This window comes from Pseudoduganella sp. OTU4001 (assembly GCF_038440195.1).
Lineage (GTDB): Bacteria > Pseudomonadota > Gammaproteobacteria > Burkholderiales > Burkholderiaceae_D > Rugamonas.
The window spans coordinates 179902-195511 of sequence record NZ_JASATG010000006.1 but is presented as its reverse complement, the minus strand read 5'-3'; the positions used below and the strand labels follow the sequence as shown (position 1 = coordinate 195511).

Sequence of the window (15610 nt, the reverse complement as noted above, 5' to 3'; positions counted from 1 at the left end):
CAGAAGAGAAGGATCGTGGCGCCCGGTGCGCCATGCATCGGACTGCCATTTGATCAACCTCTTTTACCTCTTGCCAACAATCACACCGCACGCCTCGCGATGAACTCCCAACAGGATGCCGCACGCCGTGCAAATCGTCACGAGCGCAGTTCCGCCGTAAGTGAGAAATGGCAATGGGATACCAACGACAGGCGCCATCCCGCTCACCATCGCGATGTTTACGAACACGTAGGTGAAAATGATCATCGACATTGCCGCGGCCAACAGGCGTGAGTAAAGGGTCGCCGCGCCGATCGAAATCTGCGTGCCGCGTACAATCAGAAAGGAAAACAAAAGGAGCAGCGCCACGATACCGGCCAACCCGAATTCTTCCGAGAACACTGACAGCACCATGTCGGTTGAACGCTCAGGCACGAAACCAAGGTGACCCTGGGTGCCCTCCATCCAGCCCTTGCCGGCAAGACCGCCGGAGCCGATGGCAATGATCGCCTGCCGAATCTGGAAGCCTTTACCCATCGGGTCGGCCTCCGGGTTGAGCAGGGTCAGGATCCGGTCCCGCTGATAGTCGTGCAGCATTGGCCACATGAACGGGGCTGTTAATAGCGCGGTCCCGGCCATAGTGATCAGCACCCTCCATGGCAGTCCAGCAAGGAAGATGATATAGAAACCCGCCGCGAACACCAAGATAGAGGTCCCAAGGTCTGGTTGCTTGAGAATCATTAGCACCGGCACCAACAGCAAACCGCCAGCCACCACAAACAAACGGGTGCGCCGAATATCCGAATACGTATGAAAATACCATGCCAGCATCAATGGCGTGGCGATCTTCATCAGCTCCGATGGCTGGAATTCGAAACCGATATGCAGCCAGCGCTGCGAGCCCTTCTTTATGGTGCCGAACAGATCGACAGCCAGCAAAAGCAAGACACCTGTTCCATATAGATAAGGGCCAAATCGCATCAGGATCGTGGGCGGAATGTTTGCGATCACGATCATGATGCTCACCGCCACCGTAATGTTCCTGAGATGCAGTGCGAAGCGACCGGGAAAATCGTAGGCAGCCGAGTACATTGTCAATGTACTGGCGACCAGGAGCGACAGCAGGAGTGCCAGGAGGGTCTTATCGAGATAAAGAAGCTTGCCAACTTGGCCAAACATAGAAGAGGAAATCGAACTGCGCATACCAATAACTGGATGTATAAAGTGGTGAAAACAGTGAACGAACAAAAGAATGATTAATGGGCGAACAAAGCAGGTACCTGCAAGCCGCGCATGACGGTGGTGGAGACACTGCCCAACACCAGCTCTCGCAACCTTGTATGCCCATAGCCGCCCAGGACTAACAGGTTAGCGCCTGAAGAGCGTGCATGCCCCAGCATCGCTTCGCCGATATCCACATTACGCCGCGCCCGCAGAAAACGCGTACGCGCATACACACCGTGTGAGGATAGGAAGGTTGCAAGTGAGTCAATTTCGCCCGGCACATTGAAGCCATCATCAGTGGAGTACGTCACGGCTTCTACGACAGCGGCTTTGGAAAGCAAGGGAATTGCGGCTGATACAGCGCGCGCCGCAGCGGCACTGCCATCCCAGGCCACCAATACGCGCTGGCCGCAGGTTGCGCCTGCATAGCCGTCGGGTACCACCAGGACTGGACGTGACGCATTGCGTAGTAACTGCTCCGGCAAGGTCCGCCAGCCACTACGCACCTGGCGACGTTCAAGACCCTGACCTACCACAGCCAGGTCCGCATAAAGCATGTGCTCCATCAGCTCATTCTCCGCCCTCCCGTTGAGGCGAAGGGTCTGTACAGCCACCCCCGCCACCGTTGCCACTTCCCGCAATTGTTCCAGCGCGCTGCTAGCGACGTCTATCTTATCCATCAAATGCCTAGCCAGCGTCTCGTTCCCAGTCTCGACCAACCCCGGCGACAGTAGCAGCTCGATGCCGGAACAGGCGACCGCCACCAGACGCGCATCAAATGCCTGCGCCAGCTGAACGGCGACGCGCGCAACGCCAGCGTCAAACGGTGGCCCGGCGTGCGCCAGGATGGTCTTATACGTCGTCATTTTTTCTCCTCGATGCTCATTCATCTACCGGGGCTCATCTATCTTGGCGCGCAGTTCTTCCCGTTCGCGGTCCACATGGAAGTCCGCGGCACCGATTGGCATGCCCGCCGCCGTGAGCGCGGAGCATGCCAATTGCAGTCCGGACTCAACGGCTTCGGATACCACCTCGGTCGCCCCTGCCACCTTCAAGGCCCGGGCATGCCGCTCATCGCGTGCGCGCGCCAGTAAGCAAAGCTCGGGATAATGGCGCCGCAACGCAGCGACGGCGTGCAGCGCGGCACGTGGGTCGTCCATCGTCAACACTACGCAGGCCGCACGCGTACTGCCCAGCCGTTGCATCATTTCGGGCAAGGACGCGTCGCCGGTGAACACGCAGTCTTCGCGGCGTTCACGCCGGGCGACCTCAACCAAATGCCGGTCACGCTCTACCGCTACATAGGCGAAACCTTGCTTTTTCAAGACGTCGGCCACCAGTTGACCGACACGGCCATAGCCACCGATGATCACGTGGCCATTGAGCCGCGTCACCATATTGCTCGCAGGGGCCGGCGAAGTGTCGTCGCCGCGTTCACCGCGCCGGACCAGCATGGCGCCAGCTGCTGCCGCTATCGGCGCCAACAACATACTCAGCCCCACCACGAGCAAAAGGAATTGGCTTCCCTCACGCGAGAGCACCTGTGTACTTACCGCATAGGCCAGGATAATGAAGGCGAACTCCCCGCCCTGCCCCAGCAACAGGCCACCGTGCACTGCGCGCCGCCAGCCAAGCCCCCGCAATAGGAACGCCACCACCGTACCCTTCAAAACCAACAGCGTCAGCACCGAAGCCGGTAAAAGAAGGGGATAGGCGGCCACGACACGCAAGTCGATCTCCATTCCGACCGCCATGAAAAATAGTCCCAGCAGCAATCCCTTGAAGGGCTCGACAATGATTTCCACTTCATACTGGAATTCGCTGTCTGCAAGCAGAAGCCCCGCCAGCATCGCACCAAGCGCTAATGACAGCCCACTCCATGCAGTCAGTGCTGCAATGCCGAGGGTCAACAGCAAGATCAGGGCCACGAACACTTCCGGCTGACGTTGCACCGCAGGTGAAGCAAACAGCGGCTTGGTGACGCGCTTCCCCAGGAAATACAGTACGCTGATGGTGGCTGCTGCTTGCAGCACTGCCAGCACAAGTGTGAGTCCCAAGGATTGCCCGCGCCCCTTCCCTAGTCCTTCGATCAGGATCAAGGCCGGCACTACCGCCAGGTCCTGCAACATGAGAATCCCAAAGCACTTCTGCCCCAGGGTGGTGCGTAGCGTATGCTGGCGGCTCATCAGATCCATTACAACTGCAGTGCTAGACATGGCCAGCGTGATCCCGATGGCCACCGCAGCCGCCCCTGTGTTATCGAATGCAAGGGCAAACAACCCGATCAGTAAGCCCGTCACCGTCACCTGAGCAATACCGGTGCCGAACACGTCACGGCGCAACGACCACAAGCGGCTCGGGGACAATTCCAACCCGATCATGAACATCAGGAAAACGATACCCAGTTCCGCCACTGGTTTTATGGCTTCGACATCGCGGAAGCTGAGCCACTCCAATGACGGCAGGCCGGGGAGCCAGCTAGCAACGCCATGCGGTCCGAACAGGATGCCAACCAGGAGGAAACCCACGGTCTGGTTGACGCGCATGCGCTGCAATGCCGGCACCAGGACACCGGCAAGGACAAGGAACAGCAGCGCTTCGCGTAAATGATGGACTGACATACTGCCCTTCAGCTAATGTAGCGTTAATCAAAATATTTGGCGGCTTGGCACCACACCTCACCGCTCTACCGCATCCCTGTATTTACTGCTTGCCGGAGCCACTGCTGATGGAACACTTGCCCGTACACCACCTGCATTTGAAGGTCGGCACGCTCAACGAGTTATTCAATTCGCTCGATCCGTCCCCGTTCTTCACCCAGGAATTGGACCGCGCCGCCGACCAGCACATCGAAAGGTGGGCCCGACGCTATCCAGCCAACAGCCAGCTGCACCTTTCCGTGCACTTGGAGCAGGCGCCATCCGATACAGGGCAGGCTGCACACCTATCGCGCGCATTGCGCGAGCATTACGCACTTACCCGGCAGAGCGCACGCGCTGAATTGTCTGACCTCTTGTGGCAAGGCCGGCTTAGCCTTCTCATCGGCAGCGCCTTTGTTACCATCTGCATCCTCCTCGCTGACTTCCTGCGTTCGCAAGGCACGGGGCCGACTACCGCCATTTTCCGCGAAGGTCTCACCATCATCGGCTGGGTCGCCTTGTGGCGGCCGGTGCAGATCTTCCTATACGATTGGTGGCCAACCTGGCGCCGCGTACAGGTCCTCAGCAATTTGAAGCGCATGCGTATCGAACTTCTCGTCAACAACGTCTCCATCACGCACCAGGGAGGGTGCAGGCCGGACACCTAACGCACGCTATCCAGCCCGAGCGCCGCCCCCAGCGCCGCCACATACAACCCGTAGCACGCCAGCATGGCGGCGCCGCGCAGTCGTCCCAAGTGCCCATGGCGTGGCATCACAAAAAGCACCGCTAGCACGCCAAAGGCAAGCATCACCCACACTGGAAGCAATGTCGGCCGGATCGGTGCCATCACTGCTGCCGTGCCGAGTATCGCCAAGCCATTGAACAGGTTGCTGCCCAACAGCGTACCCAGCCCCACGTCGTTATGACCGCGCCAGCGCGCCACCAGCGTCGTCATCAGCTCGGGCATCGAAGTCCCCAACGCAACCACCGTGGCACCCACCACCGCATCCGGCAAATCGAAGTGGACCGCCAGGGCACGTCCACTTTGCGCGAACAGGCGGCCCGCCACTGCCAGCACTGCCACGCCCGTAATGAGGAGTACCGTCAGCAGCGCCGCAGGCCGAACCCCGTGCCCGTCCGCCACATCCGACGGTTCCGCCGGGGCGCGGCGGATGCGGACGATCGTCGCCGCCAGCCAACCGGCAAATCCGCCCAGCAGCAGGGCGCCATCCGTACGCGACAGGCTGCCATCTGCCAACAGCGCGCCGGCAGCCAGCGGTGCAGCCAGCACGCAGGCCAGGTGCCAGCGCAGCGCAGCCATGCTGGCTGACAGCCGGCCGAACATCAAAGCCGCCCCCAGAATCAGGAGAATATTGGTGACGTTGCTGCCCAGCGCATCCCCCATCGCCAGCGCCGAATTGCCGTCGGCGGACGCCATGATTGTCACGGTCAACTCCGGCGCCGAGGTAGCGCAGGCGGCGATCGTCATCGCCACCAGTAGCTCGGACAAGCGCAAGCGCTGCGCGGTACCCACAACGCCGCGCACGAACATCTCACCGCCAATACCCGCCAAAAGAGTCGCAGCCAGAAGTGATCCCCCATGCAGCCATGCCGTCGAAACATTCATGGGATCACTGGACTTCCAATCCGGGAGGAGAGACTGTAGGTGCCAACCCGCATACCCGTTTCATTACGCAGCGATGACAGAATCCGCCTGGAAATCATTCGATACCAACTTGCCTTTGACACAAACTTCCGCACCTTGCATGGACGGCGCGTCAGTTCCGACAAATTCGGTACCGGCAGACCAAGCGACGTTATAGGCGCGCCCCTCCTGCCTCAAAGCAAACCGGCGCTGTCCAAGGTCGACATGCACGACGGTCCCGCGCAGAACGAACAGGTCTCGTTGTGCAGGATCAGTTGCAAGCCGGCGAACAATGGGCCTGACGAAACTGGAGCGGACAATACCGCCAATCTTTCCGATCACCATGATGATTCCTCTCGCAATGGATACGCTTACCTACCAGCGAAAAAGGGAGCCTCGCCGTGCGAGGCCCCAAGGGCCTTTCGGCCCACCTGCGTAAGCAACTCTTCCTCGGCCCGCAACAACAACCTCGCTCAGTTCACTTTTTCACGCAGTCACAAGATGCGGAAGGCACCTGCTGCAACGATCGTCGGCAACAACGCGCCAAGCAGCAGAAGCTCTGCCCGAATCGCACCGTCATCAAATCCCTCACGCAGAATCGCGGCACCAGCCGGGTTTGGCGCGTTGGCGATGATAGTGAGCCCGCCACCAGTTACGGCACCCGCAACCAGGGCGACCTGGAACTGAGGGGATAGTCCCTGGACTTGCGACGCCAGGTAGGTCAGCGCGGCATTATCGGTGATCGCGGTGAGCGCGGCCGTGCCATAAAAGACTGCATTCTCGTTCAGGCCAAGCAGCAGCGGTTCAAGCCACCAACCCTGCTGCCCCCCGAGCACCACCAGCCCACCGAGGAAGAACGCAACCAGCAAGGCTTCTTTCAGAATCAGCGGATCCTGGTAACGCCCGTATGCCTGTGCGATACCAAGGAAGAAGAGGAAGGCACCAAGAAACACCGCCGGATGATGTGAAAACATCACCACGAGCACCAGGAACGCCAGGTGCACAATGACCATTGGGAAGGGCACGGCGTCGACGTGCTCCGGCTTACTGTCGATCGCAGCCAACTCCTTGCGGAACCAGAAAGCAGCAATGCAGGCGTTGACCACAATAGCCACCACAGCTTTCCAGCCAAAGGTCGTGAGCATGAATGGCACGGTCCAGCCCCAGACGTTTGCCACCATCAGTACGGGGGGAGCGGCGAATGTCGTCAGCGTACCGCCGATGGATACGTTCACAAAGAGCGTCCCCAAGGTCAGGTACTTCAATCGGTTGGATAACGGATGGCGGTAGAAATTCTCGCGCAACATCAGCGCTGCGAGTGTCATTGCAGCAGGTTCCGTAACAAACGAACCCAGGATAGGCACGACCGTCAGCACAAGAACGTACAGTGCGACGTTGGGTGTCAGCGGCAGGCCACGCGCCATCAGTGAAACGGTACGGGCCGCAAACTGCAGAATGGGACGGGTGCCTGCGATCACCATGATGGCGAACACAAAAAGCGGCTCGGTGAAGTTGCGTGTATCGAGATAGCGGGTGGCATCGTCCTTGCCGCTGATGAAGAACATGAACAGCACCAACACCATTGCCCAGAAACCGAACACAACCTCCACTTCGCCAAGCAGGTGCCAGATGCCAGCATGGCGCGCATGGCGATGCGCCATGCGCTCGAAAAAGCCAGTGGAAAAAGTATGCAATACGGCGATGCCGAACAGCGCTGCGCCGAGCAGCTCAATGGAAGTTGGGTGCATCAGAGGTCAGGGCGAGAAACATCACACGTGGCGGCCCGACCTACGCGAATCCTGTCGCACGAGATTGTGCGAACACCCTTTCGGTTCATTATACGCTATTTGTAATGCCAAGAAAAAAATGTTGCAAACAGCGCAAAGAACAAGCCTGCTGCCAAGACCCATCGGCCCGTTCACAGCCCGGGCGATTTTTACACCTTTTTTATACGGAGATCGCTATCGTAAAGTACTTTCCAATGCCATTCGGTTAACAATGTCCAATACCAACAAAAGTTCGCTCGCCGCACTCAGCCTTGCCGCCATCGGCATCGTCTACGGTGACATCGGAACCAGTCCCCTGTACACCATGAAAGAGGTGTTCTCCTCCGAACATGGCGTTCCCCTGACCGAAGCCAACCTGCTTGGCGTGGTTTCTCTTATTATGTGGGGCCTGACAGCGATCGTCTCACTTAAGTACGTCGCGCTGATCCTGCGCGCCGACAACCGCGGCGAGGGCGGCATCATGGCCCTGATGGCCCTCGCCATGTCAGCAGTCGGCAAAGCCTCGCGCTGGCACATCCCGGTCATGCTGATCGGCCTGACTGGCGCCGCCTTGTTCTTCGGCGACGGCGTGATCACGCCAGCCATTTCGGTCCTGTCGGCAATCGAGGGGCTCGAAGTTGCGACACCAGCGTTTACGCCCTACGTGGTGCCCATTACTGCCACGGTAATCGTCTGCCTGTACGCGGTCCAGTGGCACGGTACGGCTCGTATTGGCAGGCTATTCGGACCTATTGTTCTGGTGTGGTTCTTCGTTCTCGGCGCGATGGGCATCGTGAACATCGCTGCCAATCCGCTTATCCTGCGGGCGCTCAATCCTCTCTACGCTCTTCAATTCTTGACCCACAATGGCGGCATGGCATTTGCTGCACTGGGCGCGATCTTCCTTGCCTTTACCGGAGCGGAAGCGCTATATGCCGATATGGGGCACTTCGGAAAAAAGCCCATCCGGTTGGCCTGGTTCTGCGTTGTCTTCCCGGCACTCAGCTTGAACTATCTTGGCCAGGGAGGTCTGTTGCTGGCGAACCCCGCCGCCGTGACGAATCCCTTTTATCATCAACTGGGCGCGTGGAGCGTGTATCCGCTCGTGGTCCTCGCGACAATGGCCACAGTGATCGCCTCGCAGGCAACGATCTCCGCCACTTTCTCGGTCACCCAACAAGCCATTTCCCTGGGCTTTTTGCCGCGCATGCGTGTTGAGCACACGTCGTCCCAGGAAATCGGCCAAATCTATATCCCGCTGGTCAATTGGCTTCAGCTCGCTGTAGTTCTGCTAGCCGTCGTTGGATTCGGCTCCTCGTCCAACCTTGCTGCCGCATACGGCATTGCGGTGACGCTCACCATGCTCACCACAACCATCCTTACGTTCTTCGTCATCCGGTTCCAGTGGAAATACAACCTCCTGCTGTGTTGGGCCGCAACCGGCATCTTCCTGTTCATCGACCTGGCCTTCTTCTCCGCGAACACGCTCAAAATCGCTCATGGGGGCTGGTTCCCTCTCCTGCTCGGCAGCAGTATGATGGTCGTCCTGCTGACCTGGCACCGTGGGCGCGAGCTGGTATTCGACAACTTACGTCGGCACTTCTTGCCACTGAACGAGTTCTTGCACACTTTATTCACGGAACCGTCGGAACGCGTCGCTGGCACGGCAGTGTTCTTCCGGGCGGAAGGCGATGGCGTGCCACACGCCCTGCTCCACAACCTGTTGCATAATAAGATCATTCATGAGCGCATTATCTTTCTTACCGTGGTCTATCTAGAGATACCGACGGTCCCTGAAGCTGAACGCATGAAGGTCGAGGCCCTGGGGCACGATTGTTACCAGGTCAGTATCTTCTGCGGGTTTAAGGACGAAACGGACATTCCGGTTATGCTAGCGCGCTGCAGCCAGCTTGATCGTCCATTTGAAATAATGGAAACGTCGTTCTTCGTTGCACGTCATACTGTGATTCCTACCATTGGTAGCGGAATGATGCCTTGGCGCGAAAACCTGTTCGCCGCCATGTCGCGCAACGCGCGCGACGCTGCGGACTACTACCAAGTACCGCCCAATCGTGTCATTGAACTAGGTGCCCAGATTGAGATCTGATCATAAGGAACGCCGATCTGTGCTTGCCCGCCTGTTCGGCACAGCCGACTTGACGCTTGAGGTCCACCGACAGGCGTCTCAAAGCGGCGCTCCCTCCGAGTCTATATTTCAACTCGGCTGCGTCATTGCGGCCTGCGCCGCGACCACGCTTGGCGCCGTCGTTCTGCGAGGGGTACTCGATCCAGTGAACCTGGTCATGATCTACCTCTTGACCGTCGTACTTCTGACGATCAGGTTCGGTCGAGCAGCGGGCGTCATGGCCTCATTCGTAGCCGTGCTGGCCTTCGACGTTTTCCTGATACCGCCGTACAACTCGCTTACGGTGGCTGACACCGAGTACGTGTTCACCTTTATGATCATGCTGGTCGTCTCACTCATCGTGAGCACCTTGACCGCTAGCCTGCGCCAGCAGTTCTTCCTGTCCCACACACGCGAGCGAACAACGCAAGCGCTCTTCGGGCTTTCGCAGGCGCTCTCAGGAGCAGCGACCAGGGACGACGTTGGTCAGACGGGGATACGCCATCTTCGACTACTGTTTCCATGCGATGCGTATTTGCTCTTCTGCGATCAGCAAGGCATGCTACATCCTCCCGCTGGCGTTGCGCGGCCAGGCACCGAACTGCAGGCGGCGGCACAACGCGTGTTCGACTGCCTACCCAGCGGCAAGGTGGGTAATCACGGCATCCATGTCGGCAATGTCGGCTATCTGCCACTTCAAGCGCCCGGTGGAGCACAAGGAGTACTGATCCTGTCTATGCAGTCCAGCGACACCACTGCAGAACATGAGCGCATGATTCAGACGGCGGCCGCTCAGATCGGCATCGCTGCCGAACGTGCCCAACTGGTGGACGAAGCCCGCAACCGCCAACTTGCGATCGAATCGGAGCGCCTGCGCAACTCCCTGCTCAGCGCCATTTCCCATGACTTGCGCACCCCGCTAACCGCCATTGCAGGCATGGCTGGATCGCTCACCGAGCCAATACCCTTGCCTGACTCGCTGCGATCAGACCTGCTGCAAGCCATCCAGTCCAACGCCTTGCGGATGAACGCAATGGTGCAAAATCTACTGGACATGGCCAAGCTGCAAACGGGTCAAGTTGTGCTTCGTAGCGATTGGCAAATGGTGGAGGAGCTAGTCGGCGGTGCGCTCGCACACCTTGGCTCGGCACTTTGCCACTTCCAGGTGGACATCGACATCCCGCCAGCGCTTCCGCTCGCGCGCTTCGATGCCATCCTGATCGAACGCGTCCTGTGCAATCTGCTGGATAACTGTGCCAAGTACGCAGCTGAAGGAAAATACATCCGTATCACCGCGAGAACTGAGCCAGGGATGCTGCTCGTTGCCGTGCAAGACCGAGGGCCCGGGCTGCCGACAGGCCTGGAATGGGAAGTATTTGAAAAATTCGCGCGTGGCCAGGCCGAATCGACGACTAGCGGGGCAGGCCTGGGCCTGTCTATTTGCCGCGCCATCATTGATGCGCACCATGGACGCATCTGGGCGGAGAGTTTGCCCGAGGGTGGTTCCCGTTTTACTTTCTCTCTCCCGATGGCCCCTGCGCCACAGTTGGAAGAAGCGCCAGATGGGCTCTGAAAATGTCCTGATACTATTGATCGAGGATGATGCATCGATTAGGTACTCTGTGCGCACCTTGCTCGGAACAGACGGCATGCTCGTCGCCGAAGCATCGTCCGCTCGCCAGGGAATGGCTGAGATTGCTGCGCGCAAGCCAGACTTGCTCCTGCTCGATCTCGGTCTTCCTGACATGGATGGAGTGGCCGTCATTTCTCAACTACGCGAGTGGTCGGCAATGCCTATCATTGTTCTGTCTGCGCGCGCCGACGAGACGCACAAGGTCGCCGCGCTCGATGCCGGCGCTGATGACTACCTTACCAAGCCATTTGGTGGTGCGGAGCTCAAGGCGCGCATTCGAGCCCATCTGCGCCAGCACGTGGGTTCCATCGCGCCCATTTACCGTTTCGGTGAGATCATTCTGGATCTTGCGCAACGCACAGTACACCGCGGACCTGATCTGGTGCATTTGACACCTACTGAATACAAGCTGCTTTCGACGCTGATCAGGAACGCAGGCAAAGTTCTCACACATAACCAATTACTGCGCGAAGTCTGGGGCGAGGGGTACAGCGATCGTGCGCACTACCTCCGTATCTATATGGGGCACCTTCGGCAAAAGCTGGAGGCTGACCCAGCCCGCCCAAGGCACATTACCACCGAAACTGGCATTGGTTACCGCATGATTCTTTAATGATTTCGACCGGGAGGATGCCAGCCGAAAAAATCGGCCTTCATTGCAGCGGCTCACACAAGCTCCAAAGAAGCTGTTGTGGATAGGGACCAGCTTCGCCCTCTCAATGACCGATGACCCGACACGGTCCCTGATCTGGTGTTCGACATCAGAATGAATACACGTTGCCTGCAGTACATTCAATAGGCGACCCCAAGCAAAACAACCATGACAATAGCAATAGCACCCATGGGGCGGGTGAATCGCAGTGCGATCGGCACAGTCTTCAGCGCGAAGCGTCGATGCCATCGCCATGGGGCAAACAATAGGATGGCAGACGTGCCCAACAAAACCATACCGGCTATCGATAATGCCACCGGATATGCTGAAGATGGTGCATGCATGAACAACGCACCACCCACAAAGACGCGCGCGGCCAGCTCGACCAGATGCAGCGTCGCCGAACTGGCAAACGACATCAGAAAACGCTCGGCGAGCACCGGTCGAATCAGGCAGATCGTACCGAGCCCAATCAGAAATGCACCGGTTAGCAGGATAACGCCAGCTATCAGCATCGAGAGCATGCGCGAACCTTCGATCCGGAGACGCATGACCACACCCCGACAACCGATATCACCAATCTGATCATACCCTTTGCCTTTCTACAAGCGGAGGAGCAGTAACGACCTCTAATACATCTTTGCAAGCAGACATCCTTCTGCAAACGTTCGGCGCCCCTCGAGCGTGGCAACAGCGCAAACCTCAAGCTCCACGCTTACCGAGCCACGCAAACAACGGCGATATTTGAAACTGATCAATCAGGATTTGAAGGAACTCGGCTATGAAGGGTGCTACGAACGCGTAGCTAGCCTTTGCCAGGCAGCGGAAGACAAGTCAATTAAAAGATTGAGCCAGTGCGAGCACGGCGCAAGATTCAAACCGATCCTAGCCATGTAGTCTTTCAGAAGGTGATCTTCCCCTCGCGGATATCGCGGAAGATCTCCTTGACGCGAGACTCAGTGACACCGAGGTCTCTGCCAAGACAAATAGCCCATTCCAGCACGTCCTCGGGGCTATTCCGATCGTTCGTGCTGAGGCCTTTCTTGATCATTCGACCAATGCCCTCTTCTTGCGCAGTCATCAGTGCCCCCGCTTGTCGTCTCAGGCGTTTGTGAAGGTGTCGGGATCTGCAAACTAAGCGCTTTGTTGCTGCACTTGCGCGACAGCGTCTTTTGAGGACTTTTGGAATGCCTTACCTGCTTCCGTTGCGTGGAATGCCTCTGCCGCCCTATACAATTCCTCGCGCTGCTCTTTCGACAGTTCTACTTTGCATTGGTCGAGCGCGTGCTCCAGATAAGCAGCCATCGCGATGTCGCGAGTCGCTAATACCGAATTTAGCTTGCTCATAATCCACTCCTTCAACTGACCGCTAGAAACCAAGTAGAACGCTGATATCGCCAGTATAGCTGTGAACAATACACCCAGATTCAGAACCGTTCGCAGCCCAAGCACCAGGAAAAACATGAACGACCTGTTCAACTGCTGTGAAGCCAAGGCGTTCGTCTCCAAAAATTGCGGCGGCCAAGTCGCGCCATTAAAGAGTTCGAGCCAATGCCCTCGACCCGAAGCGACCGCCCAATAGGCAAACGATCCAGCGACCAACCAAGCCAAACCAAACAATCCAAGCCCCACGAGCCATTCTCGCCAATGGGTACTCATACCTCGCAGTTTAGACACAAAGTTCAACCTCATGTCGCAGCTCCGTCATTGAATACTAGCCTAAAATTTCCACAATAAAACTATGATGCAAAAAAGGTACATATCGCGCGCCGTGTTTCGCACTCAACACTAACACAACTTCAAAGCCGAACCTCTCCCCCCGGATATCCTGCACCTCCCCCCGGCATCTACCGATCATATACAGCCAACAGCCAGCGGTGGAGCAGCAAGGAAGGGCAGTCCTTTCAAGCGTGGCGTAACCACCCCAAAATTGCCAACCCAGACCGTGCGACCGCGTTTGACAGGCCTGGACAAAGTTCCAAGGTTTGGAAAACGAAACGTAACGCGCCCCCATAGTTTAATGTCACGAGTTTTCATACTCTGTTCATACCAAGTCAATGACGAACGTTGGAAAGAACTGTAACCTATTGATTCAATAGGAGAATATTAGCTAGAAAGAAGAGCCGTAGGCGAGCACCCCTGCAGTGTGTGTGCAGGAGGAAAGTGAACCCAAACCCAAAATGAGTACGTCAATCGTCGACTATAATTGTTTTCGAATTATGAACTACGGCGAAAAGCTGGTGGCTTGCGAACGAAGAGTTAAAAGAAAAAGCCCTGTAAAAACAGGGCCTTAACCAAGCATAGTGAATTAAAATACAATATTAGTATTTTAACAACTCACTCCCACTCGATAGTCGCAGGTGGTTTGCCGCTGATGTCATACACCACGCGGTTCAGGCCACGCACTTCATTGATGATGCGGTTGGACACCTTACCCAGCAGCGAGTGCGGCAGGTGTGCCCAGTGCGCGGTCATAAAGTCCTGGGTCTGCACGGCGCGCAGGGCTACCACGTAATCGTAGGTGCGGCCATCGCCCATCACGCCAACCGATTTCACCGGCAGGAACACGGCGAAGGCTTGGGACGTTGCGTCGTACCAGTTCTTCGGTGCTTCTTCGCCCGGCATCGAGGCGCCTTCGTATGGGGTGTTGCGCAGTTCTTCGATGAAGATGGCGTCGGCGCGGCGCAGCAGGTCGGCGTATTCCTTCTTCACTTCGCCCAGGATACGCACGCCCAGGCCTGGGCCTGGGAATGGATGGCGATACACCATCTCGTGCGGCAGGCCCAGGGCCACGCCCAGCTTGCGCACTTCGTCCTTGAACAGTTCGCGCAGCGGCTCCAGCAGCTGCAGCTTCATGGTTTCCGGCAGGCCGCCCACGTTGTGGTGCGACTTGATGGTCTGGCCCTTCTTGCCTTTACCGGCGGACTCGATGACGTCAGGGTAAATGGTGCCCTGCGCCAGCCACTTGGCGTTCACCAGTTTGCCCGATTCAGCCTGGAACACTTCCACGAACTCGCGGCCGATAATCTTGCGCTTCTGCTCAGGATCGGTCACGCCAGCCAGGTGGCCCATGAACTGCTCGGTCGCATCAACCTGGATCACCTTCACGCCCAGGTTCTTGGAGAACATGTCCATCACCATCTTGCCTTCGTTCAGGCGCAGCAGGCCATGGTCGACGAAGACGCAGGTCAGCTGGTCGCCGATGGCGCGGTGGATCAGTGCCGCAGCAACGGAGGAATCGACACCGCCGGACAGGCCCAGGATCACTTCATCCTTGCCGACTTGCGCGCGGATCTTTTCCACGGCTTCGGAGATGTAGTCCGGCATATTCCAGTCAGCCTTGGCGCCGCAGATCTCGTGCACGAAGCGGCTCAGCATGGCCTTGCCCTGCACGGTGTGGGTCACTTCCGGGTGCCATTGCACGGCGTAGAATTTGCGCTCTTCGTCAGCCATGCCGGCGATCGGGCAGGAGTCGGTGGACGCCATCAGCTTGAAGCCAGGCGGCATTTCCAGGACCTTGTCGCCGTGGCTCATCCAGACCTTCAGCATGCCGTGGCCTTCGTCGGTGACGAAGTCGTTGATGCCGTTCAGCAGCGCGGTGTGGTTGCGGGCGCGCACTTCAGCATAGCCGAATTCGCGTACCAGGCCGTTCTCCACCTTGCCGCCCAGCTGCGCAGCCATGGTCTGCATGCCGTAGCAGATGCCCAGTACCGGCACGCCGGCTTCGAACACTGCCTGTGGCGCGCGTGGCGAATCGCCTTCCAGGGTGGAGTTGTGGGAGCCGGACAGGATGATGCCGGACGCGCCGTAATTGCGGATGAATTCATCATCCACGTCATATGGATAAACCTCGGAGAACACACCCGCATCGCGCACGCGGCGTGCGATCAGCTGGGTCACCTGGGAGCCGAAATCGAGAATGAGGATTTTAGAGTGCATAGGGA

14 protein-coding genes are annotated in these 15610 nt (G+C 57.9%); 4 read left to right on the top strand and 10 right to left on the bottom strand.

Annotated features, from left to right (window positions below; genetic code table 11):
* Positions 1–63 precede the first annotated feature (63 nt).
* From rodA to AAHE99_RS08270, 3 genes are read right to left on the bottom strand one after another with little or no spacing between them, the layout of a single operon-like run.
* Positions 64–1182: a rod shape-determining protein RodA gene (gene rodA, locus AAHE99_RS08280; RefSeq protein ID WP_342116361.1), complete on the bottom strand. Its 1119-nt coding sequence runs from the start codon at positions 1180–1182 to the stop codon at positions 64–66.
* A 53-nt stretch (positions 1183–1235) separates the two neighbouring features.
* Entirely contained in the window at positions 1236–2069 is an 834-nt protein-coding gene (locus tag AAHE99_RS08275; RefSeq protein WP_342116359.1) for a universal stress protein, read from the bottom strand.
* A 24-nt stretch (positions 2070–2093) separates the two neighbouring features.
* Positions 2094–3824, bottom strand: coding sequence for a cation:proton antiporter domain-containing protein (locus tag AAHE99_RS08270; protein WP_342116357.1), 1731 nt, complete (start codon positions 3822–3824; stop codon positions 2094–2096).
* Positions 3825–3931: 107 nt separating this feature from the next.
* Between AAHE99_RS08270 and AAHE99_RS08265 the strand changes: the two genes are divergently transcribed.
* Positions 3932–4510 carry a hypothetical protein gene (locus tag AAHE99_RS08265; RefSeq protein WP_342116355.1) on the top strand — a complete coding sequence of 193 codons (579 nt, stop codon included), beginning with the start codon at positions 3932–3934 and terminating at the stop codon, positions 4508–4510.
* Here AAHE99_RS08265 and AAHE99_RS08260 read toward each other — a convergent pair.
* The 3 genes from AAHE99_RS08260 to AAHE99_RS08250 form a co-directional block, all read right to left on the bottom strand.
* Positions 4507–5472, bottom strand: coding sequence for a sodium:calcium antiporter (locus AAHE99_RS08260; RefSeq protein ID WP_342116352.1), 966 nt, complete (start codon positions 5470–5472; stop codon positions 4507–4509). The genes AAHE99_RS08265 and AAHE99_RS08260 overlap by 4 nt on opposite strands.
* A gap of 63 nt (positions 5473–5535) precedes the next feature.
* Positions 5536–5835 carry a hypothetical protein gene (locus AAHE99_RS08255; protein ID WP_342116351.1) on the bottom strand — a complete coding sequence of 100 codons (300 nt, stop codon included), beginning with the start codon at positions 5833–5835 and terminating at the stop codon, positions 5536–5538.
* Between the two features lie 149 nt (positions 5836–5984).
* Positions 5985–7238, bottom strand: a complete 1254-nt coding sequence (locus AAHE99_RS08250; protein WP_342116349.1) for a putative Na+/H+ antiporter — start codon at positions 7236–7238, stop codon at positions 5985–5987.
* Positions 7239–7488: 250 nt separating this feature from the next.
* On the opposite strand from AAHE99_RS08250, the gene AAHE99_RS08245 reads away from it, so the two are divergent.
* The 3 genes from AAHE99_RS08245 to AAHE99_RS08235 are packed head-to-tail and all read left to right on the top strand — an operon-like array spanning position 7489 to position 11627.
* Positions 7489–9363, top strand: a complete 1875-nt coding sequence (locus tag AAHE99_RS08245) for a potassium transporter Kup (RefSeq protein WP_342116446.1) — start codon at positions 7489–7491, stop codon at positions 9361–9363.
* Positions 9364–9382: 19 nt separating this feature from the next.
* Complete coding sequence (locus AAHE99_RS08240; RefSeq protein ID WP_342116347.1) at positions 9383–10954, top strand: ATP-binding protein; 1572 nt, start codon at positions 9383–9385, stop codon at positions 10952–10954.
* Positions 10944–11627: a response regulator gene (locus AAHE99_RS08235; RefSeq protein WP_342116345.1), complete on the top strand. Its 684-nt coding sequence runs from the start codon at positions 10944–10946 to the stop codon at positions 11625–11627. The genes AAHE99_RS08240 and AAHE99_RS08235 overlap by 11 nt, the downstream gene beginning before the upstream one ends.
* 179 nt (positions 11628–11806) lie before the next feature.
* On the opposite strand, the gene AAHE99_RS08230 is transcribed toward AAHE99_RS08235, so the two are convergent.
* The 4 genes from AAHE99_RS08230 to guaA all read right to left on the bottom strand — a co-directional run bounded on the left by AAHE99_RS08230 (position 11807) and on the right by guaA (position 15605).
* Positions 11807–12217, bottom strand: coding sequence for a hypothetical protein (locus tag AAHE99_RS08230; protein WP_342116343.1), 411 nt, complete (start codon positions 12215–12217; stop codon positions 11807–11809).
* A gap of 350 nt (positions 12218–12567) precedes the next feature.
* Positions 12568–12747, bottom strand: coding sequence for a hypothetical protein (locus AAHE99_RS08225; protein WP_342116341.1), 180 nt, complete (start codon positions 12745–12747; stop codon positions 12568–12570).
* 53 nt (positions 12748–12800) lie between these two features.
* Positions 12801–13325 carry a hypothetical protein gene (locus AAHE99_RS08220; RefSeq protein ID WP_342116338.1) on the bottom strand — a complete coding sequence of 175 codons (525 nt, stop codon included), beginning with the start codon at positions 13323–13325 and terminating at the stop codon, positions 12801–12803.
* A gap of 678 nt (positions 13326–14003) precedes the next feature.
* Positions 14004–15605: a glutamine-hydrolyzing GMP synthase gene (gene guaA, locus AAHE99_RS08215; protein ID WP_342116336.1), complete on the bottom strand. Its 1602-nt coding sequence runs from the start codon at positions 15603–15605 to the stop codon at positions 14004–14006.
* Between the last annotated feature and the right edge of the window lie 5 nt (positions 15606–15610).

Bases quoted from the DNA above. Each gene is read 5' to 3' on its own strand.
- rodA (WP_342116361.1), bottom strand. From the start codon at position 1,182: ATGCGCAGTTCGATTTCCTCTTCTATGTTTGGCCAAGTTGGCAAGCTT.
- AAHE99_RS08275 (WP_342116359.1), bottom strand. From the start codon at position 2,069: ATGACGACGTATAAGACCATCCTGGCGCACGCCGGGCCACCGTTTGAC.
- AAHE99_RS08270 (WP_342116357.1), bottom strand. From the start codon at position 3,824: ATGTCAGTCCATCATTTACGCGAAGCGCTGCTGTTCCTTGTCCTTGCC.
- AAHE99_RS08265 (WP_342116355.1), top strand. From the start codon at position 3,932: ATGGAACACTTGCCCGTACACCACCTGCATTTGAAGGTCGGCACGCTC.
- AAHE99_RS08260 (WP_342116352.1), bottom strand. From the start codon at position 5,472: ATGAATGTTTCGACGGCATGGCTGCATGGGGGATCACTTCTGGCTGCG.
- AAHE99_RS08255 (WP_342116351.1), bottom strand. From the start codon at position 5,835: ATGGTGATCGGAAAGATTGGCGGTATTGTCCGCTCCAGTTTCGTCAGG.
- AAHE99_RS08250 (WP_342116349.1), bottom strand. From the start codon at position 7,238: ATGCACCCAACTTCCATTGAGCTGCTCGGCGCAGCGCTGTTCGGCATC.
- AAHE99_RS08245 (WP_342116446.1), top strand. From the start codon at position 7,489: ATGTCCAATACCAACAAAAGTTCGCTCGCCGCACTCAGCCTTGCCGCC.
- AAHE99_RS08235 (WP_342116345.1), top strand. From the start codon at position 10,944: ATGGGCTCTGAAAATGTCCTGATACTATTGATCGAGGATGATGCATCG.
- AAHE99_RS08230 (WP_342116343.1), bottom strand. From the start codon at position 12,217: ATGCGTCTCCGGATCGAAGGTTCGCGCATGCTCTCGATGCTGATAGCT.
- AAHE99_RS08225 (WP_342116341.1), bottom strand. From the start codon at position 12,747: ATGACTGCGCAAGAAGAGGGCATTGGTCGAATGATCAAGAAAGGCCTC.
- AAHE99_RS08220 (WP_342116338.1), bottom strand. From the start codon at position 13,325: ATGAGTACCCATTGGCGAGAATGGCTCGTGGGGCTTGGATTGTTTGGT.
- guaA (WP_342116336.1), bottom strand. From the start codon at position 15,605: ATGCACTCTAAAATCCTCATTCTCGATTTCGGCTCCCAGGTGACCCAG.